Here is a 23,704-nt window from a genome sequence, read left to right on the forward strand (position 1 = left end):
TATCGGGGCCGAGCGTCACGTCTGGGTCCGCCATCCGGGTTCCAGGATGTCGAGGAGGGCGTGAAAGGCCTTGTCCGCCCGGTCCCAGTGGCCGTTCGCCAGCGGGGCGATCACGAGGCCGAAGGAGGCGTCCGCCAGCAGGGCGGCCTCGGTGCGGGCCCGGTCCTGGTCCATGCCGAGGTCGCGGAAGACGCTGGTGAGCAGGTCCGTCCACTCGGTGACGATGTCGTGCAGGACCGGCCCGTACCGGTCCGGGTGGAGCAGGCTGGCGCTCATGACCTCGAGATACAGGGGGAGCGAGGCACGTACGTCGGGGTCGCTGAACTGATGCCACACCTCCTCCATGAAGCGGCGCAGGCCCGCCGCGTCCCTCGGTGAGCCGAAGGCCTCCAGCAGCTCGCGGGTGCGCAGAAGAGGCCGGCGTTCGTAGTCGGCGAGGGCCTCGGCGACCATCCGCTCCTTGGAGCCGAAGTAGTACAGGAGCATGCGGTCGCTGGTGCCCAGCGCACGGGCCAGGGGGCGCAGGGAGAGGTCGGTCAGCCCGTTGCGGAGGACGTATGCGCGGACCCGGTCGAGCAGATCGCGTCGTTTGGCCGGGTCGGGCGGCCGCGGCATGAGGGCTCCTGGATGCGGTGAGGGAAGCTCGGGCTATATGTCCCTTATAAGAACCTTTGGCGATGTCTTTACCGTAGCACCCGCTACGTCTATATTTGAGGTGTAGCGACTGCTACATGTACGGCTTCCCTCCGAAGGACTGATTCCCATGGCCACACACGCCGCGCTCTCCTGGGCCACCCGGCAGTGGGCTCTTTGGTCCCGTACGCTCGCACCGATACGGCCGCTGGACGCTCCCCGGGGTCGCGCCACCGTCTGGGACGCCTCCTGGCCCCTGCCCCGGGAACTGACCTCGGCGGGCCGAGCACGACGCCTGGTGACCGCTCAGCTGAGCGACTGGTCCTTGGCCGACCTGGCCGACACCGCTGAGCTCCTGGTCAGCGAGGTGGTCACCAACGCCCTGCGGCACACCCGCGGGCCGCTCCGGCTCAACCTGCGGGTGCGTGACTCCCGACTGGCGTGCGAGGTGGAGGACACCGAGTCCGCCGGCCCGCTGCGCAGCGTCGTCGACACCGACGCGGAAGGCGGGCGCGGCACGGAACTCCTCGACCTGCTCGCCGATGCCTGGGGCAGCACGGAGACAGCCACTGGCAAGACCATCTGGTTCGAACTGCGATCCGAGCACCCGGCCGTGGAAAGCACCGAGAACGCCTTGATGGCGGCCTGAACACCTTCAGCCGAGCCACGCCCGGCGCCCCGCCGCGACCGCGGCCGGTGAAAGGCCGGTCACGCCACCCGGTGGCCGTTCTCCAGCTCCGCGGTGCCGGAGCCGTCCGCGAGGACGTCCAGAGCGGTCAGGACGCGGCGGCCGAGGGCGCCGGGGAGGTGGTCGGTGATCTCCTCGCGCGGGACCAGGCGCCAGGACAGCAACTCCTCCTCCTGGAGGCGGATCGCCTTCAGCTCGGCCTCGGTGAGGACTCCGCCGTCGTACAGGTACGCCACCAGCGGGGGCCGGCCCGTGCCGTGCACCCAGTCCACGGCCAGCAGCCGGCCCGGCTCCCGGTCGAGGCCGATCTCCTCCAGCGTCTCCCGGCGCGCGCCCCGGCGCGGAGTCTCCCCGTCGTCCGACTCGATCGTGCCGCCCGGCAGCGCCCAGCCCTCGCGGTAGTTGGGCTCGACCAGCAGCACGCGCCCTTCGGCGTCCCGGAAGAGCACGGCCGCGCCGGCGAGGACTCGGGGCAGGCTCGCGATGTACGTGGCGAAGTCAGGAGTCGTCATTGGGGAAGGGTAACCAGGCGCGGAGCGGCTACCGGGCCGCCGTCGCCAGGCGCAGGGTGCGTTCCGCCAGCGCACTGATCCGTACGGAGTCGAAGCCGAACACCGCGCTCCGTACCGTGTCCTGAAGCGGGTCCCTCCACTGGGCCGGGATCGCGTCCGCGCCGGTGAGGACCCCGGTCACCGAGCCCGCCGTAGCCCCGTTGGAGTCGGTGTCCAGGCCGCCGCGCACGGTCAGGGCGATGGTCCGGGTGAAGTCGCCGTCGCCGTACAGCAGTCCGGCGGTGAGGACGGCGGCGTTCGGGACGGTGTGGATCCAGCCCAGCCCGGCGGTCTCCGCGGCCAGCGTGGCCAGGGTCTCCTCCCAGGGCAGCCGTGTCTCGTGCAGGGTCATGACCCGCCGTACGGTACGGGCGAGCCTGCTGCTCGCCGGGATCACGCCGAGCGCCGTGTCGAGTGCGTCCCGCACCGTGGGGGCGGTGAAGGCGGCGGCGATCAGCGCGGCCGCCCACATGGCGCCGTACACGCCGTTCCCGGTGTGCGAGAGCACCGCGTCCCGGCGTGCGAGCCCGGCGGCGGCCACGGGATCGCCGGGATGGGTCCAGCCGTGGACGTCGGCGCGGATCAGCGCGCCGATCCACTCCTGGTACGGGTTGTCGTACGTCGCCGTCAGCGGTGGCTTCAGCCCGTTGGCGAGATTGCGGTACGCGGCCCGTTCCGCGGTGAAGGTCTGCAGATACGGCAGCCGCAGCAGCCACAGGTCGCCGACCTGCTCGGTGCTGAAGCCGAAGCCGTACGTCTCCAGCAGGTGCAGGCCGAGGATCGCGTAGTCGACGTCGTCGTCGCGCACACTGCCGTGGATCCGGCCGCGCACGCAGTCCCGCCACTCCGGGCGCAGTACGGCGGTCTCGGCCGGGTCGGCGGGTTCGGGCAGGTAGTCGGTGAGCGGCAGCGCCTCGGCGGTGCGCAGATAGCGGTCGATGCGCTCGCGGGTCCACACCTCGCCCTGCTCCACCGGCTTGCCGAGCATGTTGCCCGCGATCCGGCCGAGCCAGCCGCCGTGGATGCGGTCGGCGAGGGCGGGCAGGCCGGCGGGCTGCGGGGGCTGGCTGGTCATGGCTGGGGTCTACCCGTTTTGCCCAGGGTGTTCCCAGCCGCTTCCCAGCCTTCGGTCGGGGCATGACGAGGGAGGACTCCTCCGGTTAAGGTCGCAGCGGCGCGACTGGCCCTGACGTGCGCGGGGCCCGGAGAGCAAGGGGAAAGCAAGGTGGCGGACGCTGCAGTGAACGAGACCCGTCGGGTGCTCATCGCCGCGGACAAGTTCAAGGGCTCGCTGACGGCCGTGCAGGTCGCCGAGCGGGTGACGGCCGGATTGCGCCGGGTCGTGCCGGATCTTCGCATCGAGGCGCTGCCCGTGGCCGACGGCGGCGACGGGACGGTGGACGCGGCGGTCGCGGCCGGTTTCGAGCGCCGAGAGGTACGGGTCGCCGGCCCGCTGGGCCAGGAGGTGACCGCCGCGTTCGCGCTGCGCGATGGGACCGCGGTCGTGGAGATGGCCGAGGCGAGCGGCCTCCAGCGCCTCCCGGCCGGGGTCTTCGCACCCCTGACCGCCTCCACGTACGGCTCCGGCGAGCTGCTGCGGGCCGCGCTGGACGCGGGCGCGCGGACGATCGTGTTCGGCGTCGGCGGCAGCGCCACGACGGACGGCGGCGCGGGCATGCTGTCCGCGCTGGGCGCGCGCTTCCTGAACGAGGACGGCGAGCCGGTGGCGCCGGGCGGCGGCGGGCTGGCGGAGCTCGCCCGCACCGATCTGTCCGGCCTGGACCCGCGGCTGTCGTCGGTGGAGCTGGTGCTGGCGAGCGACGTCGACAATCCGCTGACCGGGCCGAAGGGCGCGCCGGCGGTGTACGGCCCGCAGAAGGGCGCCTCCCCGGACGACGTGGAGACCCTGGACGCGGCCCTCGTCCACTTCGCCAAGGTGCTGGAGGCCGAGGTCGGGCCGCCGGCCGCGGAGTACGCGGCGTCGCCGGGCGCGGGCGCGGCGGGCGGCATCGGGTACGGCGCGCTGCTCCTCGGCGCCCGTTTCCGGCCCGGGATCGAGGTCATGCTGGACGTCCTGGGCTTCGCGCCCGCGCTGCAGCGGGCCTCGCTGGTGATCACCGGTGAGGGCTCGCTGGACGAGCAGACGCTGCACGGGAAGGCGCCGGCGGGTGTTGCTGCCGCGGCTCGCTCCGCGGGAAGGACCGTGGTGGCTGTGTGCGGGCGGCTCGCTCTGTCGCCGGAGGCGTTGCTGCGGGCGGGGATCGAGAGGGCGTACCCGTTGACCTCCGTCGAGCCGGACGTGGCCAGGTGCATCGCGGACGCGGGGCCGATTCTCGAGCGGGTCGCCATGCGGATCGCCGAGGACCACCTGGACTGAGGCCCCTGGGCGCTCCGCCCCCAGACCCCCGTTTCCCACCCGCTCACCCGCTCACCCGCCCACCCGGCCACCCGTCTCAGGCGGCTGGAGAGCCACTGTTCCGGGGCGGACGTGGTCTTGTCGCTTCACCTCTCAGCCAACCGAGTCAGGTGGGCGGGTGGACAAGCCGAGGGTCTGGGGGCGGAGCCCCCAGGTGGGCCACACAAGCGAGGGGCCCCGAACCGTTGCCTGGTCCGGGGCCCCTGCCAAAGCGCCGCTACGGCAACTGCGCCGCCCGCGCCTCGCGCCGGTTGTCGCGGAAGTTGTTCACCCGCCGAGCCGTGGCGAACAACGGAATCACCGCGCCCATGACCAGCTGGAGCGCGCAGCCCGTCTGGAGCAGCAGCTGCCCGCTGGGCGCGTCGAAGGCCCAGGCCGCCAGCAGGCCCATCGACAGGACGATCCATGCGAGCATGGCCCCCGCCAGGCGGCCCCTGGGCTTCGGGTACTCCACCCGGCTCACCATCAGCCACGCCGTACCGAGAATCGCCAGCAGCGTCGCCACGAAGGGCAGCTCCAGCAGGACGATGGAGACCACCGTCAGCGCCCCGAAGGGGCTGGGCATGCCCTGGAACATGCCGTCCTTCATGGTCACGCAGGAGAAGCGCGCCAGCCGGAGGACGACCGCCAGGAGCACCACGATTGCCCCCAGCGCCGCCATTCTCTGGTGTGCGTCGTCCGCGACCATGCCGTAGACGAGGACGAAGTACGCGGGCGCGAGCCCGAAGCTGATCAGGTCGGAGAGGTTGTCCAGCTCCGCGCCCATCGGCGACGAGCGCAGCTTGCGGGCCACCAGCCCGTCGAACAGGTCGAAGACGGCCGCGCAGAGCATCAGGATGACGGCCGTGGCGGCGCTGTGCCGCGCCATGCCCGCGGACTCGTCGTTCCCGGTCAGGTGCGGGATCAGGATGCCGGTGGTGGTGAAGTACACCGCCATGAACCCGCACGTGGCGTTGCCCAGGGTGAGGGTGTCCGCTATCGACAGACGGAGAGAGAGGGGCATCTCCTCCTCGTCGTCCACCTCGTCGGCCTCGGGCACCCAGCCGGCCTGGGTCTCCGGATCAATCACGGTCAATGCGAGTCACCCCAGCCACGGTCTTCTGGCCGACCTCGACCGCGACCTCCACGCCCTCGGGCAGGTAGAGGTCGACACGCGAGCCGAAGCGGATCAGACCGATACGGTCGCCCTGCTCGACCTTCGTGCCCGCGGGGATGTAGGGCACGATGCGGCGGGCCACCGCGCCGGCGATCTGGATCATCTCGATGTCGCCGAGTTCGGTGTCGAAATGCCAGACTACGCGCTCGTTGTTCTCGCTCTCCTTGTTGAAGGCCGGAACAAAGCCGCCGGGGATGTGCTCGACGGATGTCACCGTGCCCGCGAGGGGCGCGCGGTTGACGTGGACGTTCAGCGGGCTCATGAAGATCGCGACGCGGGTGCGCCCGTCCTTCCACGGCATGATGCTCTGCACCACACCGTCGGCGGGCGAGATCACCCGGCCGGAGCCGATCTCGCGCTCGGGGTCGCGGAAGAACCACAGCATGCCCGCGGCGAGCGCGGTGGCGGGCACGGCCACGGCCTTGGCCGCGCCGGAGCGGCGGGCGCGGGCCAGGCTGAGTGCTGCGGTGGCGACGGTCGGGAGAAGCCACGGCGATGCTCCGCGCGCGAGGCGTACGCCGGCTCGGCTGTCGCGAGGTGCAGAGGTTTGGCTGTGGGGCATGGATGACCTTCGTAGCGGATGATGCCGCGCAAGACGGGGGACGGCGGCTTTCCCGGGATCGTACCGGTCGCGGGCCACAACTGGGCAAGCCAGGCTGCCGAGTCGACGGCCGAACTACATCTACGGGGTGTGATCTTCTTCTCGAAGAAAACACCCCGTATACGGACAATCAGCCCTGGAGTCGATACTCTTCGAGCAGCCTGCGGCCGATGATCATTTTCTGGATCTCGGCGGTACCTTCACCGATGAGCAGCATCGGAGCCTCCCGGTAGAGGCGCTCGATCTCGTACTCCTTGGAGAAGCCGTAGCCGCCGTGGATGCGGAAGGCGTCCTCCACGACCTCCTTGCAGTACTCCGAGGCCAGGTACTTCGCCATCCCGGCCTCAAGGTCGTTTCGCTGGCCGGAGTCCTTTTTGCGGGCCGCGCTGACCATCATCGCATGGGCGGCCTCGACCTTGGTGGCCATCTCCGCCAGCTTGAACTGGATGGCCTGGTGCTGGGCGATCGGCTTGCCGAAGGTGTGCCGCTGCTGGGCGTACTGGATGCCGAGTTCGAAGGCGCGCTGGGCGACGCCACAGCCACGCGCCGCCACGTTGACCCGGCCGACCTCGACGCCGTCCATCATTTGGTAAAAACCTCGGCCGGTGACGCCGCCGAGCACCCGATCGGCCGGTACCCGCAGGCCGTCCATGATCATCTCGGTGGTGTCGACGCCCTTGTAGCCCATCTTGTCGATCTTGCCGGGGATCGTCAGCCCCGGGCGGACCTCGCCGAAGCCCGGCTCCTTCTCGACCAGGAAGGTCGTCATCGACTTGTGGGGCGCGGTGCCCTCGGGGTGTCCTTCGTCACTCCGGACGAGGACGGCCACGAGGGAGGACGTGCCGCCGTTCGTCAGCCACATCTTCTGGCCGTTCAGGACGTACTCGTCGCCGTCCTTGACCGCCTTCGACGTGATCGCCGACACATCGGAGCCCAGGCCCGGCTCCGACATGGAGAAGGCGCCCCGGATGTCGCCGGCCGCCATCCTCGGCAGGAAGTGGTCCTTCTGCTCCTGTGTGCCGTGCTGCTTGAGCATGTACGCGACGATGAAGTGGGTGTTGATGATGCCGGACACCGACATCCAGCCGCGGGCGATCTCCTCCACGCACAGGGCGTAGGTCAGGAGCGACTCGCCCAGACCCCCGTACTCCTCGGGGATCATCAGACCGAACAGGCCGAGTTCCTTCAGGCCGTCCACGATCTGCTGCGGGTACTCGTCGCGGTGCTCCAGCTCGGTCGCGACAGGAATGATCTCCTTGTCGACAAAGTCCCGCACGGTGGAGAGGATCTCCTGCTGGACGTCGGTCAGACCGGCGGTCTGGGCGAGACGGGCCATTACTTCTCCTGCTGCTTCAGCTCCGGGCGGCCCGGCTGCTCGCCGCCGCGCTCCTTGATGTACGTCTCGGTCGGCACCATCACCTTGCGGCGGAATACGCACACGAGCGTGCCGTCCTGCTTGTAGCCCTTGGTCTCGACGTAGACGATCCCGCGGTCGTTCTTCGACTTCGACGGCCATTTGTCCAGCACGGTCGTCTCGCCGTAGATCGTGTCGCCGTGGAAGGTCGGCGCCACGTGCTTGAGCGACTCGATCTCCAGGTTGGCGATCGCCTTGCCGGAGATGTCCGGCACGGACATGCCGAGCAGCAGGGAGTAGATGTAGTTGCCGACGACGACGTTCTTGCCGAAGTCCGTCGTCTTCTCCGCATAGTTCGTGTCCATGTGGAGCGGGTGGTGGTTCATGGTGAGGAGACAGAACAGGTGGTCGTCGTACTCCGTGACCGTCTTGCCCGGCCAGTGCTTGTACGTCGCCCCGACCTCGAACTCCTCGTAGGTGCGTCCGAACTGCATCGTGCTCAGGGCTCCTTAGCCGGCGGGAATCTCGAACTTCGACGTGCGCTGCATGCCGGCGGCCCGGCCCTTGCCGGAGATGACCAGGGCCATCTTGCGGCTGGCCTCGTCGATCATCTCGTCGCCGAGCATCGCGGAGCCCTTCTTGCCGCCCGCCTCGGACGTGTAGTAGTCGTACGCGTCCAGGATCAGCTCGGCGTGGTCGTAGTCCTCCTGGGACGGCGAGAAGATCTCGTTGGACGCCTCGACCTGGCCCGGGTGCAGCACCCACTTGCCGTCGAAGCCGAGCGCGGCGGCGCGCTGCGCGACCTCGCGGTAGCCGTCGATGTTGCGGATCTGCAGGTAGGGGCCGTCGATCGCCTGGAGGTTGTTGGCGCGGGCGGCCATCAGGATCTTCATCAGGATGTAGTGGTAGGCGTCCGCCGGGTAGCCGGGCGGCTGCTCGCCCACGACGAGGGACTTCATGTTGATGGACGCCATGAAGTCGGCCGGGCCGAAGATGATGGTCTCGACGCGCGGCGAGGCCTGCGCGATCGCGTTGACGTTGTTCAGGCCCTGCGCGTTCTCGATCTGCGCCTCGATGCCGATCTTGCCGACCTCGAAGCCCATCGTCTTCTCGATCTGCGTCAGCAGGAGGTCCAGGGCCACGATCTGCTCGGCGTTCTGGACCTTCGGCAGCATGATGCAGTCGAGGTTCTGGCCGGCGCCCTCGACGACCGTGACGACGTCCCGGTACGTCCACTCGGTCGTCCAGTCGTTCACGCGCACGACGCGCGTCTTGCCCGTCCAGTCACCCTCGTTGAGGAACTTGACGATGGTGTGCCGCGCCTCGGGCTTGGCGAGCGGCGCGCAGGCGTCCTCCAGGTCGAGGAAGACCTGGTCCGCCGGGAGGCCCTGCGCCTTCTCCAGGAAGCGCGGGTTCGAGCCCGGCACGGCCAGGCAGGAGCGCCGCGGGCGAAGGCGGTTGACAGGCGTGGTCATGCGGGGACCTCCAGGGGGTCGAGCTTGTTCGCTTTGCGGATCTCGTCGACGATGCGGCCGATGATTCCGGTGATGTCGAAGTCCTTCGGGGTGAACACCGCGGCGACACCGGCGGCCCTGAGCTGCTCGGCGTCACCATTCGGGATGATGCCACCGGCGATCACCGGTATATCTGTGGCACCGGCCACACGCAGCCGCTGGAGTACGTCCGGCACCAGCTGGGCGTGCGAGCCGGACAGGATCGACAGGCCCACCGCGTGCACGTCCTCGGCGAGGGCCGCGTCCACGATCTGTTCGGGGGTGAGCCGGATGCCCTGGTAGACCACCTCGAAGCCGGCGTCACGCGCGCGTACGGCGATCTGCTCGGCGCCGTTGGAGTGCCCGTCCAGGCCCGGCTTGCCGACCAGGAAGCGCAGCTTGCCGACGCCCAGGTCGCGGGCGGTGGCATCCACCTTGGCGCGCACCTCGGCGAGCGCGGAGCCCGGCTCGGCGGCGACCGCCACCGGCGCGGAGGAGACCCCGGTGGGCGCCCGGTACTCGCCGAACACCTCGCGCAGCGCGCCCGCCCACTCGCCGGTCGTGACCCCGGCGCGGGCGCACTCCAGCGTGGCCTCCATCAGGTTGTCCGTGCCCTTGGCCGCCTCCTTCAGCCGCTCCAGCGCCTTGCACGGGCGCGGGTGGTTGAAGGGCGGCTGGTAGCGGGTGTCGCGCCAGTTCTGGAGCCCGGCGATGACCCGGGCCTCGACCGCCGGGTCGACCGTCATGATCGCGGTGTCCAGGTCGGCCGTGAGCGGGTTGGGCTCGGTGCCCTCGAAGGCGTTGACGCCGACGATCTTCTCCTGGCCGGACTCGATCCGGGCCCGGCGCTCGGCGTGCGAGGAGACCAGCTGGGACTTCAGATAGCCGGACTCCACGGCGGCCATCGCGCCGCCCATCTCCTGGATGCGGTCGATCTCCGCGAGGGAGTCCGCGACCAGCTGGTCCACCTTCGCCTCGATCACCTTCGAGCCCTCGAAGATGTCCTCGTACTCCAGCAGGTCGCTCTCGTAGGCCAGCACCTGCTGGATGCGCAGCGACCACTGCTGGTCCCAGGGGCGGGGCAGGCCGAGGGCCTCGTTCCAGGCGGGCAGCTGAACGGCACGCGCGCGTGCGTCCTTGGAGAGGGTCACGGCCAGCATCTCCAGCACGATCCGCTGGACGTTGTTCTCCGGCTGAGCCTCCGTCAGGCCGAGGGAGTTGACCTGGACGCCGTAGCGGAACCGGCGCTGCTTGGGGTCCTCGATGCCGTACCGCTCACGGGTGACCTTGTCCCAGATGCGGCCGAACGCCCGCATCTTGCACATCTCCTCGATGAAGCGGACGCCCGCGTTCACGAAGAAGGAGATGCGGGCGACCACGTCCCCCATGCGCTCCTGCGGCACCTGGCCGGAGTCGCGCACGGCGTCGAGGACGGCGATCGCGGTGGACATCGCGTACGCGATCTCCTGCACCGGCGTGGCCCCGGCCTCCTGCAGGTGGTAGCTGCAGATGTTGATCGGGTTCCACTTCGGGATGTGGGAGACCGTGTACGCGATCATGTCCGTCGTCAGGCGGAGCGAGGGCCCCGGCGGGAAGACGTGCGTCCCGCGGGACAGGTACTCCTTGACGATGTCGTTCTGGGTCGTGCCCTGGAGCTTGGTGATGTCCGCGCCCTGCTCCTCGGCGACGACCTGGTAGAGCGCCAGCAGCCACATGGCGGTGGCGTTGATCGTCATCGAGGTGTTCATCTGCTCCAGGGGGATGTCCTGGAACAGCCGGCGCATGTCACCGAGGTGCGCGACGGGCACGCCCACCCGGCCGACCTCGCCGCGGGCGAGGATGTGGTCGGGGTCGTAGCCGGTCTGCGTCGGCAGGTCGAATGCCACCGACAGACCGGTCTGGCCCTTGGCGAGGTTGCGCCGGTACAGCTCGTTGGACGCCTCGGCCGTGGAGTGGCCGGCGTACGTCCGCATGAGCCACGGACGGTCCTTCTGGCGCTCTGTCATCTATGGCCCTCAGACGTTCCGGAAGCGGTTGATGGCGTCGATGTGCCGGGCGCGCATCTCCTCGTCGCGCACGCCGAGGCCTTCCTCGGGGGCGAGACAGAGCACGCCGACCTTGCCCTGGTGCAGGTTGCGGTGGACGTCGTACGCTGCCTGGCCGGTGTCCTCCAGGGAGTAGACCTTCGACAGGGTCGGGTGGATCTTGCCCTTCGCGATGAGCCGGTTGGCCTCCCAGGCCTCGCGGTAGTTGGCGAAGTGGGAGCCGATGATCCGCTTCAGGGACATCCACAGGTAGCGGTTGTCGTACTCGTGCATGTAGCCCGAGGTCGAGGCGCAGGTGGTGATGGTGCCGCCCTTGCGGGTGACGTAGACGCTCGCGCCGAAGGTCTCGCGGCCGGGGTGCTCGAAGACGATGTCGATGTCCTCGCCCCCGGTCAGCTCACGGATGCGCTTGCCGAAGCGCTTCCACTCCTTCGGGTCCTGGGTGTGCTCGTCCTTCCAGAACTTGTAGCCCTCGGCGTTGCGGTCGATGATCGCCTCGGCGCCCATGGAGCGGCAGATCTCCGCCTTCTGGGGCGAGGAGACGACACAGATCGGGTTGGCGCCGCCCGCGAGCGCGAACTGCGTCGCGTAGGAGCCGAGGCCGCCGCTCGCGCCCCAGATGAGCACGTTGTCGCCCTGCTTCATACCGGCGCCGTTGCGGGAGACCAGCTGACGGTAGGCGGTGGAGTTGACCAGGCCGGGGGCCGCGGCCTCCTCCCAGCTGAGGTGCGCCGGCTTCGGCATCAGCTGGTTGGACTTGACCAGCGCGATCTCGGCGAGGCCGCCGAAGTTGGTCTCGAAGCCCCAGATGCGCTGCTCGGGGTCGAGCATGGTGTCGTTGTGGCCGTCGGAGGACTCCAGCTCGACGGACAGACAGTGGGCGACGACCTCGTCACCGGGCTTCCAGGCGTTGACGCCCGGGCCGGTGCGCAGGACCACGCCCGCGAGGTCGGAGCCGATGATGTGGTACGGCAGGTCGTGACGCTTGGCCAGCTCGTTGGTACGGCCGTAGCGCTCCAGGAACCCGAACGTGGACAGCGGTTCGAAGATCGAGGTCCACACCGAGTTGTAGTTGACCGAGGAGGCCATGACGGCCACCAGGGCCTCGCCCGGGCCCAGCTCGGGCACGGGAACGTCGTCCAGGTGGATCGACTTGCGGGGGTCCTTGTCGCGGGTCTCCAGGCCCGCGAACATCTCCGTCTCGTCCTTGTGCACGGTGATCGCGCGGTACGACTCGGGGAGCGGCAGGGCGGCGAAGTCGGCGGACGTGGCGTCCTTCGACTGGATCGCGTCCAGGATGTCCTTCACGGTCACGGTGTTGCCTCCGGCGGTGAGCGCCCTGAGGGAGGGGCGCTGAGGGGTCGTCGGTGCTGCTGCTGGGAGTGCTGCTGAGGGTTTGGGAAAGGTGCCGTCGGGTCGGCTCGGTGGTGCTTCGGCAGCGCTTTGTGGCGCAGGAGGTTGCCTGTGACGCAGGCGTCCGGGCGCGCGGGCCGTGGGCCTTTGGGGACAGCCGGCGAGCGAACGGTCTCTGCTCGCCGGCCGCCCGGACATCTTCAACGTATGACACCGCGTGTCAGGCTGCAAGGCACTGAGTGCCAGAAGTTGGGCTCAGGTGAAATCTTTACGTAACAAATGAGCGATGATCGATCGAACGGGGCCTGAAATCTCCTCGAAAACGGGCCCTGGCATGGCAAAACGGCCACCCGGTCGGGTGGCCGTCGTCACAGCGGGGGAGTGGGGTCGGCGCTCCGTCCGAGCCTCGCTCAGCGCTCCTTCAGCGCTTCCTCGATGGTCCGCATGACCTCGTCCAGCGGCGCGTCGGTACGGGCGACCGTGACGAGCACCTCGCCGTGCGTGGAGGCCGTCGCCGGGGCGGTGGTGGCCGGCTTGGGGGCCGAGCCGCGCCCGGCGCCGATGCCGGTGCCGAAGGTCTTGCGGACGATCGCGAAGGCGTGGTCGAGCTGCGCCTCCACGTCGCCCTGGCCGCCCGCCCGCAGCCAGCGCCGCAGGACGTGGTTGTGGGCGGTGACGACGGCGGAGGCGGCCACCTCGGCCAGCAGCGGGTCGTCGTTGGCGTCGTCGGCGTGCGCGTGCTCGTCGAAGTGGCCCAGGAGATAGCGGGTGAACAGGCGCTCGTAGCGGGCCACCGAGGCGATCTCGGCCTCCCTGAGGGTGGGCACCTCGCGGGTGAGCTTGTAGCGGGCGACCGAGATCTCCGGGGCCGCCGCGTACATCCTCATGACTTCCTTGATGCCACGGCACACGGTGTCGAGCGGGTGCTCGTGCGCGGGGGCGGCGTTGAGCACCGCCTCGGCGCGGATCAGGGTGTCGTCGTGGTCCGGGAAGATCGCCTCTTCCTTGGAGCGGAAGTGGCGGAAGAAGGTGCGGCGGGCGACTCCGGCGGCGGCCGCGATCTCGTCGACGGTGGTCGCCTCGTACCCCTTGGTCGCGAACAGCTCCATGGCTGCGGCCGCCAGTTCTCGGCGCATCTTGAGCCGCTGGGCGGCGGCGCGACTGCCTGCGGCACTTTCCGGCGCGTCGGGCGTAGCTGGTGTACGTGAGGACTTGGCGGGCTGGGACATGACCCGAACGTACTGCATGTGCGCAGTTCGGTGCGCGGGTGAGGGGTTTCCCCCGCCCTGGGAGCCGCCCCCGCCCCAGGAGGGCGGGGGAGCGTCCACCGGGTCGAGCAGTCCGCCCCAGTCCGTCTCCGCGCGCGACCAGTCGCCTGCGCCTTCAGCGGCGGGCATACTCGCGGAAGCCGCGGCCCGTCTTGCGGCCGAGGCAGCCCGCGGCCACCAGGTGCTCCAGCAGCGGGGCCGGGGCCAGGCCCGGGTCGCGGAACTCGCGGTGCAGGACCTTCTCGATGGCCAGCGAGACGTCCAGGCCGACCACGTCCAGCAGCTCGAACGGGCCCATCGGGTAGCCGCCGCCGAGCTTCATCGCCGCGTCGATGTCGTCCAGGGACGCGTAGTGCTCCTCGACCATCTTGATCGCGTTGTTCAGGTACGGGAACAGCAGCGCGTTCACGATGAAGCCGGCCCGGTCGCCGCAGTCCACCGCGTGCTTCTTGATCTTCGCGCAGACCTCCCGGACGGTCGCGTGGACGTCGTCGGCGGTCAGCACGGTCCGCACGACCTCGACCAGTTTCATCGCCGGCGCCGGGTTGAAGAAGTGCATGCCGATCACGTCCTGCGGGCGCGAGGTGGCGCGGGCGCAGGCCACGACGGGCAGCGAGGAGGTGGTGGTGGCGAGGACCGCGCCGGGCTTGCAGACCTTGTCCAGCGCGGCGAACAGCTGCCGCTTGACCTCCAGGTCCTCGGCGATCGCCTCGACGGCCAGGTCGACTTCGGCGAAGGAGTCGTAGGACCCGGCCGGGGTGATCCGGTCCAGGATCTGCGCGGCGGCCTCGGCGGTCAGCCGGCCCTTGTCGACAGAGCGCGAAAGCGACTTGCCGATCCGGGCCCTGGCGGCCTGGGCCTTCTCCTCGCTGCGGGCGGCCAGCACGACGTCGTAGCCCGCCTTGGCGAACACCTCGGCGATGCCGGAGGCCATGGTGCCGGAGCCGGCGACGCCGACGGAGCGGACCTCCCGCCCCTGAGCGGTCGCGGCGTCCGCCGCCGGGGTCAGCGCGTCCGGCACGACCGTGGCGCTGCCCGGAGCCTCGTAGGTGTAGAAGCCGCGCCCGGACTTGCGGCCGGTCAGGCCCGCCTCGCTGAGCTGCTTCAGGATCGGGGCCGGTGCGTGCAGCCGGTCGCGGGACTCGGCGTACATGGCCTCCAGGACCGTGCGCGCCGTGTCGATGCCGATCAGGTCCAGCAGCGCGAGCGGGCCCATCGGCAGGCCGCAGCCCAGCCGCATCGCCGCGTCGATGTCCTCGCGGGAGGCGTAGCGGGCCTCGTACATCGCGGCGGCCTGGTTGAGGTAGCCGAAGAGCAGGCCGTCGGCGACGAAGCCGGGGCGGTCGCCGACCGCGACCGGCTCCTTGCCCAGCTCGATCGCGAGGTCGGTGACGGCGGCGACGGCGCCCGGCGCGGTCAGCACCGAGGAGACGATCTCGACCAGCTTCATGGCCGGCGCCGGGTTGAAGAAGTGCAGGCCGAGCACCCGCTCGGGGCGGGCCGAGTCGGCGGCGAGGCGGGTGACGGACAGGGCGTTGGTGCCGGTCGCGAGGATCGTCTCCGGGCGGACGATGCCGTCCAGTTCACGGAAGATCTGGTGCTTGACCTCGTACGACTCCGGGACCACCTCGATGACGAGGTCGGCGTCGGCCGCCGCCGCGAGGTCGGTGGCGGTGCGCACCCGGGCCAGGGCGTCGGCGCGCTCCTGCTCGGTGAGCCGGCCGCGATCCACGCAGCCGGCGGTTCGGGCCTCCAGGGCGGCGACGCACTTCGCCGCCTGGGCCTCGCTGATGTCGATGCCGATCACCTCGCGGCCCGCCTTGGCGAGGACCTCGGTGATGCCGGTGCCCATGGTGCCGAGGCCGACGACGGCGATCGTCTTGAGCGGGGACAGGCTTGAGTCGGAAAGGGGAGTGGCCATCGCGGGACTCCAGGAATGAGGGTGACGACGAGGAGCGCGCCGGGTGCGCCGAGGGGCGCACCGCGGAGCGGAAAGGGATGCGGGTGTTGCCGGGCTGCTGAGCGCACACGCCCGGTGCTGCCGGATGCCACGGGCGCTGCACACGCCCGTGAACGGCAAACGGCGGCGAATCCGACCGGCCCTGTCCCGGAGCCGGGTCGTACTGCGGTACGTCGTACCGAACCGACAACGCTCACAACGGCTGCGTCACCAAACCGTCGTCAGCGGAAGCGCGAGTGGGTAACTCGCTCGTCTGAGCTTAACCCGTGAGTAACGAGCACGCCAGATCTGAGTCCGGCCCGACTTTGTGATGTAGCTCCCGCACGCCACGCGACCCGCCTACGCTGGACTTCGTGGACGAAGAGTTGCGATCGCTCACGGAACGCTTACGGCAGGAGTCCCACGGTTCGGCGGCGTTCGACCGGCTGCTGGCCGCCGAGGACCACGACGAACTCGCGGAGGTGCTCACAGCCCCCGGACAGCCGCTGTGGGCCAGGGAACTGGCTGCGTTCCGGCTCGGCCGCGCCGGCGACCGGCGCGCCTTCGAGTCACTGGTGCTCCTCCTCAACCACCGTGACCCCCCGCGCTGCGCCTCCGCCGCCCATGCCCTCGCCCGCCTGGGCGACCCCCGCACCGCCCGCGCCGCGGCGGCCCTCGCCACCAACGAACTCCGCGTCGCCTACGCCCTGCACCCGGTACGGCTGCTGACCGACCTGCGCGCCCCGGAGTCCGTGCCCGCCCTGATCACCACCCTGGAACGCCGGCTGCGCCCGCACGACCCCTACCACCGCGTCGCCCTCGCCTGCGTGGACGGCCTCGGCACCCTCGGCGACCCCTGCGCCCGCCGCGTCCTGAAGGAGGCCCTCGCCCATCCGGCCCTCGCGGAGGCGGCGGTGCGGGCGCTGGCCCTCATCCCGCAGCAGGACGAGGCCGGATGACGCCCCGTCAGCCGGACAGTTCTCTGACGTACCGCACCTCGGGCACCGACACGCCGCCCGCCTCGAAGGGCTCCTCGACACCGTCCGGCCGGAACCCGGCGCGCTCGTAGAAACGGCGGGCCGAGAGGTTCTCCCGCACGACCCACAGATACATGCGCGGGTACGACGAGCACCGCTCGACCGCCTCGGCGAGCAGGGCCCGGCCGACACCCGCGCCGAGGTGCGCCGGATCGACGTAGATCGCGTACAACTCGGCGTCGGCGGTGCGCACTTCACCGTCCCGGTACGGCCCGTACGCCGCCCAGCCGAGGACCTTGCCCGCCCGCTCGGCGACCAGGTTCACCACCGAGCCGTCCCCCTGCGCCAACCACGCCCGCCGCCGCTCGGCGTCCGCCGCGATGCTGAGCCCGTCGAGGTACGACTGCGGCATGATCCCCTCATAGGCGTGCTGCCAGCCGTGGATGCGGATCTCGGAGACGCGGTCGCAGTCGGCGAGGCTCATGGGGCGTACCGAAGTCAGCTGATCATCCATGCCCGCACCCTAATGCGGCGGCCGACCAGCCGGACCGGGGCGTCGCGACGGCACAGCTCCGCCAGACGGCTCAGGTGCGCGGTGATGTGCCCGGTGCGGGTCTCCAGGTGGGGCGCGGCCGGAACCGTCCCGGCCGGATCGTCGAGGACTGCCACCTGACAGCGCGGCCCCTGCCCGGCTAGGAGCCCTGGCCCGGTCCGTCGGCCCGCCCCGGCCGGTCGCCCACCACTGCCAGCGCCTCGATCTCCATCAGGAACTCCGGTGCCACCAGCCCGGCCACCTGGACCGCGGAGGACGCCGGGAGGCGATCGTCGGGTATGTGGGCGGCGCGGGCCGCGCGGATGGCCGGGAGGTGGGCCGTGTCCGTGATGAAGTAGGTCAGTTTCACCACGTGCTCGAAGCCGGCGCCCGCCGCGGTCAGACAGCGCCTGAGGTTCTCGAAGACCTGGCGGGCCTGGGCCGCGGGGTCGCCCTCGCCGACCAGCTTGCCGTGCTCGTCCAGGGCGAGCTGGCCGGAGACGGCGACGAAGCGGCCGGTCGCCGAGACGACATGGCTGTACTGGGTCGCGGGGGCCACGCCGTCGGGGGCGGTGATGCGGGTCGGTTCGGTCATGGCTCCATGGTGGCGCACGCCACTGACAACGCCCCGACCGGTCGCGGATTCGCCCGGCCGGCGGGGGCCGTCCCTACCGTCGGAAGCCCAGCAGGCCGTGCAGTGCCGAGCCGCCTGACGACGTCGACGCCGCCTTCGCCGCCAGGGGTTTCGGGTCGGGCGACTTCGCGCAGACCGCGTCGGCGACACCCGCGCCGCGCGGCACCTGGCCGTTCGTCAGATACGCGACCAGGTACTTGTCCAGGCAGGCGTTGCCGCTCAGCGTGATGCCGTGGTTGCCGCCGCCTTCCTCGACCACCAGGCTGGACCGGGCGAGCAACTGGTGGACCGTGACACCGCCGGGATACGGCGTTGCCGCGTCGTCCGTCGCCTGGAACAGCAGCACCGGCGGCAGCTCGGCGTTGGCGATGTTCAGCCGCGTGCGCCGCGCGGTCGGCCAGAACGCGCACGGCGCGTTGTACCAGGCGTTGTTCCAGGCCATGAAGGGCGCCTTGCCGTACACGTCCCAGGTCTCCGCGCGCCACCGGTTCCAGCTGTTCGGCCAGGGGGCGTCATGGCACTGCACCGCCGAGTAGACGCTGTAGCCGTTCTCCCCCGAGCCGCCCACGGCCGCGAAGTTCTGGTAGGCCTCCACCAGCGGCCCGGTGTTCTTCGCGCGCGTGTACGCCGCGAACGCCCTGGCGAGGTAGGGCCAGTAACCGTCGAAGTAGCCGCCGGGGATGAAGGTGTCCTCCAACTCGGAGGCGCCCACCTTGCCGCCGGCCGGCTTCTTCGCCAGGGCCGCCCGCATCGCGTACCACTCGGCCTCGACCTTCTCGGGATCCTTGCCTAGGTGGTACGTGGAGTCGTACCGGGCGATCCAGGCCATCAGCGCGCGATGGCGGTCGTTGAACGCGTAGTCCTGGGCGAGGTTGTCCTCGTACCAGACGCCGACCGGGCCGACGACCGAGTCCAGCACCAGGCGGCGGACCCGCTCCGGGTACAGCCTCGCGTAGACCGCGCCGAGGTAGGTGCCGTAGGAGTAGCCGAAGTAGCTGATCCTCGGCGCGCCGAGCGCCCGGCGGATGGAGTCCATGTCGCGTGCGGCGCTGACGGTGTCGATGTACGGCAGCACGTCGGCGTACTTGCGACCGCAGGCGGCGGCGAAGGATCCGGCGCGTGCGAGGTTGGTCCGCTCCAACTCGGCCGTGGCGGGCACGGTGTCCGGGCGCACCGGCCTGAAGTGGCCCGGCGCGCAGTTCAGGGCCGGGCTGCTGCGGCCCACCCCGCGCGGGTCGAAGCCGACGATGTCGTACTGCGCGGCCACGCTCCGGGGGAGGGCCGAGGCGACGAAGCCGGCGAGGGTCAGTCCGCTGCCGCCGGGCCCGCCGGGGTTGACCAGCAGCGGCCCCTGGGAGGTCTGCGCGGTGTGCGGGACGCGCGAGAGGGCGAGCGTGATCTGCCGGCCGGACGGGTTCGCATGGTCCAACGGCACCTTCAGGGACGCGCACTGGAGTGTCGGATATTTGCCGGTGCCGCACTCCTTCCAGCTGAGGTGTGCCGAGGGGGCGGCGTGCGCGGGAACGGCGGTGACCGACCCAGCCAGCACGGCGGCGGCCGCGCACAGCACGGCTGCGCGTGTTCTCATGCGTCCTCCCGGGACGGCGGTGTCGGCGGACTGCGAAGGTCCACATCTTCCGCCGTATCGTCCCGGAATCGGCGCGCAGAAGAACACGTTATGGGCAGAGATGACCCGATTGGGTCGACCGAAGCCGTCGAACACCCTCACGCGAGGGTGGGCAACGCCCCCCGGTGAGCCCTCACATGAGGGTGAGCTGGGTCGGTTCGGCCACGGCCTCGGGCTCGGCCGGCTGCTCCGGGCGGATCCGGCGGGCCAGGCCCGGACGGCTTGGCCCGATGCCGTACTCCTGCGCCAGCTCGTGCACCTGACGGGTGATCCGGCGCTGGTACCACTTGGGCGCGTAGGCGCCCTCCGCGTACAGCCGCTCGTAGCGCCGCACCAGATACGGATGGTGCTGCGCGAGCCACGCCATGAACCACTCCCGGGCGCCGGGCCGCAGATGCAGTACCAACGGGGTGACGGAGGTGGCCCCGGCCGCCGCGATCGCCCGTACCGTGGCTCGCAGCCGGTCCGGATGGTCGCTCAGGAACGGGATGACCGGCGCCATCAGCACCCCGCAGCCGATGCCGTGTTCGCCCAAGGTGCGCACGACGTCCAGGCGGCGCTCCGGCGCGGGCGTGCCCGGCTCCACCGTGCGCCACAGCTCGGCGTCGAGGAAGCCGACGGAGACCGAGATGCCGATGTCCGTCACCTCGGCCGCGCGCACCAGCAGGTCCAGGTCGCGCAGGATCAGGGTGCCCTTGGTGAGGATCGAGAACGGGTTGGCGTGTTCGGTCAGGGCGGAGATGATGCCCGGCATCAGGCGGTAGCGGCCCTCGGCGCGCTGGTAGCAGTCGACGTTCGTGCCCATCGCCACGTGATCGCCCTGCCAGCGGCGGGAGGCGAGCTGGCGGCGCAGCACCTCGGGCGCGTTCACCTTGACGACGATCTGGGTGTCGAAGCCGATGCCGGTGTCGAGGTCCAGATAGCTGTGCGTCTTCCTCGCGAAACAGTAGACGCATGCGTGCGTGCAGCCCCGGTACGGGTTGACGGTCCACTCGAACGGCATGCGCGAGGCGCCCGGCACCCGGTTGAGCACGGAGCGCGCGCGGACCTCGTGGAAGGTGATCCCGCGGAACTCGGGCAGGTCGAAGGTGCGGGTCGTGACGGCGTCGGCGCCGAACAGCGCGGTCTCGGCCCGGCCGTGTTGGCCCTCGTCCGTGAGGTTCTCCCAGCGCATGACGCCTCCTCGCTAGCACTGCGCACACAATAGAACATGTGTTCCCATGATCGTGCGGCCCCTGGTGAGAAGCCTTGACGGCACCCCCCGATTTGGTGGCCGGGCACCGGGGTGATTGGCTTTCCCCAACCCCGAGAAACCAGGTCGTGGAGGAACGCAATGGCGCAGGTCGAGGCCACTACGGAGCGGGTCGTCGCGGCGGACGCGGAGAAGGTGTTCGACGCCCTCGCCGACTACCGCGGCACGCGGCAGAAGCTGCTGCCCGAGCACTTCAGCGAGTACGAGGTCCGCGAGGGCGGCGACGGCGAGGGCACCCTCGTCCACTGGAAGCTGCAGGCCACCAGCAAGCGGGTGCGCGACTGCTTTCTGGAGGTCAGCGAGCCCACCGACGGCGAGCTGGTCGAGAAGGACCGCAACTCCTCCATGGTCACCACCTGGCGCGTCACCCCCGCCGGCGAGGGGAAGTCCCGGGTCGTCGTCACCACCACCTGGAAGGGCGCCGGCGGCATCGGTGGCTTCTTCGAGAAGACGTTCGCACCCAAGGGCCTCGGCCGGATCTACGACGCCGTGCTCGCCAGGCTCGCCGCCGAGGTCGAGAAGTAGGGCCAAGGCTCCAGCGGTGAAGGGGTGTTGTGCCCCTTCACCGGTTCGGGTGGATCTCCCCCTCGTCCGGAACGATGTCGTAACTCACCGCAGTTGTTCACAGTTGACGCTTGACGCGGGATTTGTGACAGGTGTGACGAGGGGAGCGGTACGTGGGCGGCACGACACTCGTGGAGCAGGAGCCGGTGGTGACACCGGCCCGGAAAGTGACCGCCGCCGCGCCGCAGGCCCCCGCACCGGCCGCCGAACTCGGCGCACAGCGTGTGCGGTTGGTGTTCTTCGGGCTGATGCTCGCCCTGCTGCTCGCGGCGCTCGACCAGATGATCGTCGCGACCGCTCTGCCCAGGATCGTCGGCGAACTGCGCGGCCTGGACCGGATGTCCTGGGCGATCACCGCCTATCTGCTCACCTCCACCATCGGCCTGCCGCTGTACGGCAAGCTCGGTGACCTCTTCGGCCGCAAGGGCGTCTTCCAGTTCGCCATCGCCGTCTTCGTCCTCGGCTCCGCGCTCGCCGGCCGGGCGCAGTCCATGGACCAGCTGATCGCCTTCCGCGCGGTCCAGGGCGTCGGCGCGGGCGGGCTCATGATCGGTGTGCAGGCGATCATCGCCGACGTCGTGCCGCCCCGGCAGCGCGGCCGTTACATGGGCCTGATCGGCGCCGCCTTCGGGCTCGCCTCCGTGGCCGGACCCCTGCTCGGCGGCTACTTCACCGACCACCTCTCCTGGCGCTGGTGCTTCTACGTCAACGTGCCCTTCGGACTGGTCACCCTCGCCGTCGTCACCGTCGTCCTGAAACTCCCCAGGCCGGTGAGCCGCGGCCGCCTCGACGTCCTCGGTGCACTGCTGCTCGCCGCCGCCTCCACCTGTCTGGTCCTGCTGACCAGCTGGGGCGGCACCGAGTACGGCTGGGGCTCCCGGCAGATCCTCGCCCTCGGCGCCGGAGCGTTCGCCTCCGTCGTCCTCTTCCTCGTCGCGGAGCGGTTCGCCGCCGAACCCCTCATCCCGCTCAGGCTGTTCCGCGACTCCGTCTTCAACATCAGCGGCCTGGTGGGCCTCGTGATCGGCGTCGCCCTGTTCGGCGCCGCCAGCTATCTGCCGACCTTCCTGCAGATGGTCGACGGGGCCAGCGCCACCGAGTCCGGGCTGCTGATGCTGCCCATGATGGCCGGGATCGTCGGCGCCTCCATCATCGGCGGGCAGCTCATCAGCCACACCGGCCGCTACAAGATCTTCCCCGTGCTCGGCGGAGCCGTCTCCGCCGCCGGCATGTGGCTGCTGTCCCGCCTCGAAGCGGACACGCCCCGGCTCCACTACAGCATCTGGATGGCCGTCCTCGGCGCCGGCATCGGCATGGTGATGCCCGTCCTCGTCCTCGCCGTGCAGAACTCGGTCCGTCCCACCGACCTCGGCACCGCCACCAGCGCCAACAACTACTTCCGGCAGATCGGCGGCAGCGTCGGCGCAGCGGTCTTCGGCACCCTCTTCGCCAACCGGCTCACCTCCTCCCTGCACAAGGAGCTGCCCCCGCGCGTGGGCGCGGCGCTGCCCGACCCCGAGTCCATCACCCCGCAGCTCGTCCACGCGCTGCCCCCGGCGCTGCGCGACGCCTACATCCGCGCCTACGCCGACGCGATGCCCCGGATCTTCCTCTACCTCGTCCCGGTGCTCGTCCTCGGCCTGCTCATCGCCTTCTTCCTCAAGGAGAAACCCCTGGTGTCCCAGCCCACCGCCGAAACCGAACCCGAGACCATGAACACCCCGATCCCGCAGGCCCGTTCGCCCTACGCCGCCGGAATCCCCGTCTGCGGCACGGTCCAGCACCCCGACGGCACCGTGGTGCCCCGCGCGGCGCTCACTCTCATCGACGTCGCCGGGCAGCAGATCGGGCGCGGCGCGAGCGGCGAGGACGGACGGTACGCGCTCAGCACGCCCGGCTCCGGGTCGTACGTGCTGATCGCCGCCGCCGGCGGCCACCAGCCGCAGGCCGTCTCCGTCACCGTCGGCGAACGGCCCGTCGAACTCGACGTCGTCCTCGGCGGCGCCGGACGCCTCGCGGGCAGCGTGCTCACCGCCGACGGCAGCCCCGTGCGCGACGCCACCGTCACCCTCACCAACGTGCGCGGCGAGGTCGTCGCCGCCACCCGCAGCGGCCGCGAGGGCGGCTATGTCATCACCGAGCTGGTCGCCGGCGAGTACACCCTCGCCGCCAGCGCCCCCGCCTTCCGCCCGGCCGCGCTCCCGGTCACCGTGCAGGCCGCCCGGGAGACCCGGCAGGACGTCGAACTCGCGGGCGGCGCCGTGCTGAAGGGCACGGTCCGGGCGAGCGGCGGCCGGCCCGTGGAGGACGCGCGCGTGACGCTGCTCGACGCCGCCGGGAACGTGGTCGACACCCTCACGACCGGGGCGGACGGAACGTTCCGGTTCGTCGACCTCTCCTCCGGCGAGTACACCGTCATCGCCGCCGGTTACCCGCCGGTCGCCACCGTGCTGCAGGTCGCGGGCGGCGGCCGTACCGAGCGGGACCTGCAGTTGGGACACGAGGACTGAGCGAGGGCGCGGGGCGGGACGCCCGCAGGGCGCTGAGCTGCGCGCCGGTGCGATCCGGTGAAACCAATTCCAGGATTGCCACACATCGCGACCGGCCGCCGCCGTACCGTA

22 protein-coding genes are annotated in these 23,704 nt (G+C 70.6%); 5 read left to right on the forward strand and 17 right to left on the reverse strand.

The window, feature by feature from the left end; all coding sequences use genetic code 11:
• Nucleotides 1-15: 15 nt before the first annotated feature.
• A complete protein-coding gene (locus ACFYOH_RS33805) occupies nt 16-615 on the reverse strand; it encodes a TetR/AcrR family transcriptional regulator (protein WP_388633703.1) in 600 nt (199 codons plus the stop codon).
• Nucleotides 616-763: 148 nt separating this feature from the next.
• Between ACFYOH_RS33805 and ACFYOH_RS33810 the strand changes: the two genes are divergently transcribed.
• Entirely contained in the window at nt 764-1,282 is a 519-nt protein-coding gene (locus ACFYOH_RS33810) for an ATP-binding protein (protein WP_388633706.1), read from the forward strand.
• 59 nt (nt 1,283-1,341) lie between these two features.
• Here ACFYOH_RS33810 and ACFYOH_RS33815 read toward each other — a convergent pair whose 3' ends face one another.
• Nucleotides 1,342-1,833, reverse strand: a complete 492-nt coding sequence (locus tag ACFYOH_RS33815; protein WP_388633708.1) for an NUDIX domain-containing protein — start codon at nt 1,831-1,833, stop codon at nt 1,342-1,344.
• Nucleotides 1,834-1,861: 28 nt separating this feature from the next.
• Complete coding sequence (locus ACFYOH_RS33820) at nt 1,862-2,947, reverse strand: ADP-ribosylglycohydrolase family protein (RefSeq protein WP_388633711.1); 1,086 nt, start codon at nt 2,945-2,947, stop codon at nt 1,862-1,864.
• 165 nt (nt 2,948-3,112) lie between these two features.
• On the opposite strand from ACFYOH_RS33820, the gene ACFYOH_RS33825 reads away from it, so the two are divergent.
• On the forward strand, nt 3,113-4,249 hold the full coding sequence (locus tag ACFYOH_RS33825) for a glycerate kinase (protein ID WP_388633713.1): 1,137 nt from the start codon (nt 3,113-3,115) through the stop codon (nt 4,247-4,249).
• A gap of 256 nt (nt 4,250-4,505) precedes the next feature.
• Here the strand turns inward: ACFYOH_RS33825 and pssA are convergent, their stop codons facing one another.
• From pssA to ACFYOH_RS33870, 9 genes are all read right to left on the reverse strand, one after another.
• Nucleotides 4,506-5,327 (reverse strand): CDP-diacylglycerol--serine O-phosphatidyltransferase, encoded by an 822-nt coding sequence (pssA, locus tag ACFYOH_RS33830; RefSeq protein ID WP_323377294.1) that lies wholly within the window; start codon nt 5,325-5,327, stop codon nt 4,506-4,508.
• Between the two features lie 22 nt (nt 5,328-5,349).
• Nucleotides 5,350-6,006, reverse strand: a complete 657-nt coding sequence (locus ACFYOH_RS33835; RefSeq protein WP_228620641.1) for a phosphatidylserine decarboxylase — start codon at nt 6,004-6,006, stop codon at nt 5,350-5,352.
• A gap of 169 nt (nt 6,007-6,175) precedes the next feature.
• A complete protein-coding gene (locus ACFYOH_RS33840) occupies nt 6,176-7,381 on the reverse strand; it encodes an acyl-CoA dehydrogenase family protein (protein ID WP_388633715.1) in 1,206 nt (401 codons plus the stop codon).
• Nucleotides 7,381-7,893 carry a MaoC family dehydratase gene (locus tag ACFYOH_RS33845; RefSeq protein ID WP_019757884.1) on the reverse strand — a complete coding sequence of 171 codons (513 nt, stop codon included), beginning with the start codon at nt 7,891-7,893 and terminating at the stop codon, nt 7,381-7,383. Before ACFYOH_RS33845 ends, ACFYOH_RS33840 begins: the two co-directional genes overlap by 1 nt.
• Before the next feature lie 15 nt (nt 7,894-7,908).
• Nucleotides 7,909-8,874 carry an HpcH/HpaI aldolase/citrate lyase family protein gene (locus tag ACFYOH_RS33850; RefSeq protein WP_388633718.1) on the reverse strand — a complete coding sequence of 322 codons (966 nt, stop codon included), beginning with the start codon at nt 8,872-8,874 and terminating at the stop codon, nt 7,909-7,911.
• Nucleotides 8,871-10,898, reverse strand: a complete 2,028-nt coding sequence (locus ACFYOH_RS33855; RefSeq protein ID WP_388633720.1) for a protein meaA — start codon at nt 10,896-10,898, stop codon at nt 8,871-8,873. The genes ACFYOH_RS33850 and ACFYOH_RS33855 overlap by 4 nt, the downstream gene beginning before the upstream one ends.
• Nucleotides 10,899-10,907: 9 nt before the next feature.
• Complete coding sequence (gene ccrA, locus ACFYOH_RS33860; RefSeq protein WP_388633973.1) at nt 10,908-12,245, reverse strand: crotonyl-CoA carboxylase/reductase; 1,338 nt, start codon at nt 12,243-12,245, stop codon at nt 10,908-10,910.
• Between the two features lie 455 nt (nt 12,246-12,700).
• Nucleotides 12,701-13,519 carry a TetR family transcriptional regulator gene (locus ACFYOH_RS33865; protein ID WP_388633723.1) on the reverse strand — a complete coding sequence of 273 codons (819 nt, stop codon included), beginning with the start codon at nt 13,517-13,519 and terminating at the stop codon, nt 12,701-12,703.
• A gap of 154 nt (nt 13,520-13,673) precedes the next feature.
• A complete protein-coding gene (locus tag ACFYOH_RS33870) occupies nt 13,674-15,479 on the reverse strand; it encodes a 3-hydroxyacyl-CoA dehydrogenase family protein (protein ID WP_388633726.1) in 1,806 nt (601 codons plus the stop codon).
• Nucleotides 15,480-15,871: 392 nt separating this feature from the next.
• Between ACFYOH_RS33870 and ACFYOH_RS33875 the strand changes: the two genes are divergently transcribed.
• Nucleotides 15,872-16,456, forward strand: coding sequence for an adenylosuccinate lyase (locus ACFYOH_RS33875; RefSeq protein ID WP_388633728.1), 585 nt, complete (start codon nt 15,872-15,874; stop codon nt 16,454-16,456).
• 7 nt (nt 16,457-16,463) lie between these two features.
• Here ACFYOH_RS33875 and ACFYOH_RS33880 read toward each other — a convergent pair whose 3' ends face one another.
• From ACFYOH_RS33880 to ACFYOH_RS33900, 5 genes are all read right to left on the reverse strand, one after another.
• The gene (locus ACFYOH_RS33880; RefSeq protein ID WP_388633731.1) at nt 16,464-16,988 is read right to left on the reverse strand and encodes a GNAT family N-acetyltransferase; all 525 of its coding nucleotides are present in this window, start codon (nt 16,986-16,988) and stop codon (nt 16,464-16,466) included.
• The gene (locus ACFYOH_RS33885) at nt 16,973-17,143 is read right to left on the reverse strand and encodes a hypothetical protein (RefSeq protein ID WP_388633733.1); all 171 of its coding nucleotides are present in this window, start codon (nt 17,141-17,143) and stop codon (nt 16,973-16,975) included. The genes ACFYOH_RS33880 and ACFYOH_RS33885 overlap by 16 nt, the downstream gene beginning before the upstream one ends.
• A gap of 23 nt (nt 17,144-17,166) precedes the next feature.
• Complete coding sequence (locus ACFYOH_RS33890; RefSeq protein ID WP_388633736.1) at nt 17,167-17,601, reverse strand: RidA family protein; 435 nt, start codon at nt 17,599-17,601, stop codon at nt 17,167-17,169.
• A 73-nt stretch (nt 17,602-17,674) separates the two neighbouring features.
• The gene (locus tag ACFYOH_RS33895; protein ID WP_388633739.1) at nt 17,675-19,228 is read right to left on the reverse strand and encodes an alpha/beta hydrolase; all 1,554 of its coding nucleotides are present in this window, start codon (nt 19,226-19,228) and stop codon (nt 17,675-17,677) included.
• A 172-nt stretch (nt 19,229-19,400) separates the two neighbouring features.
• Nucleotides 19,401-20,441 (reverse strand): Rv2578c family radical SAM protein, encoded by a 1,041-nt coding sequence (locus ACFYOH_RS33900; RefSeq protein ID WP_388633742.1) that lies wholly within the window; start codon nt 20,439-20,441, stop codon nt 19,401-19,403.
• A gap of 159 nt (nt 20,442-20,600) precedes the next feature.
• On the opposite strand from ACFYOH_RS33900, the gene ACFYOH_RS33905 reads away from it, so the two are divergent.
• Both ACFYOH_RS33905 and ACFYOH_RS33910 read left to right on the forward strand, forming a co-directional pair.
• Nucleotides 20,601-21,044 carry an SRPBCC family protein gene (locus tag ACFYOH_RS33905; RefSeq protein WP_388633743.1) on the forward strand — a complete coding sequence of 148 codons (444 nt, stop codon included), beginning with the start codon at nt 20,601-20,603 and terminating at the stop codon, nt 21,042-21,044.
• Between the two features lie 152 nt (nt 21,045-21,196).
• The gene (locus ACFYOH_RS33910; protein WP_388633745.1) at nt 21,197-23,593 is read left to right on the forward strand and encodes an MFS transporter; all 2,397 of its coding nucleotides are present in this window, start codon (nt 21,197-21,199) and stop codon (nt 23,591-23,593) included.
• The last annotated feature ends 111 nt before the right edge of the window (nt 23,594-23,704 follow it).

The sequence above is a fragment of the Streptomyces sp. NPDC007856 genome, from assembly GCF_042868225.1.
GTDB lineage: Bacteria > Actinomycetota > Actinomycetes > Streptomycetales > Streptomycetaceae > Streptomyces.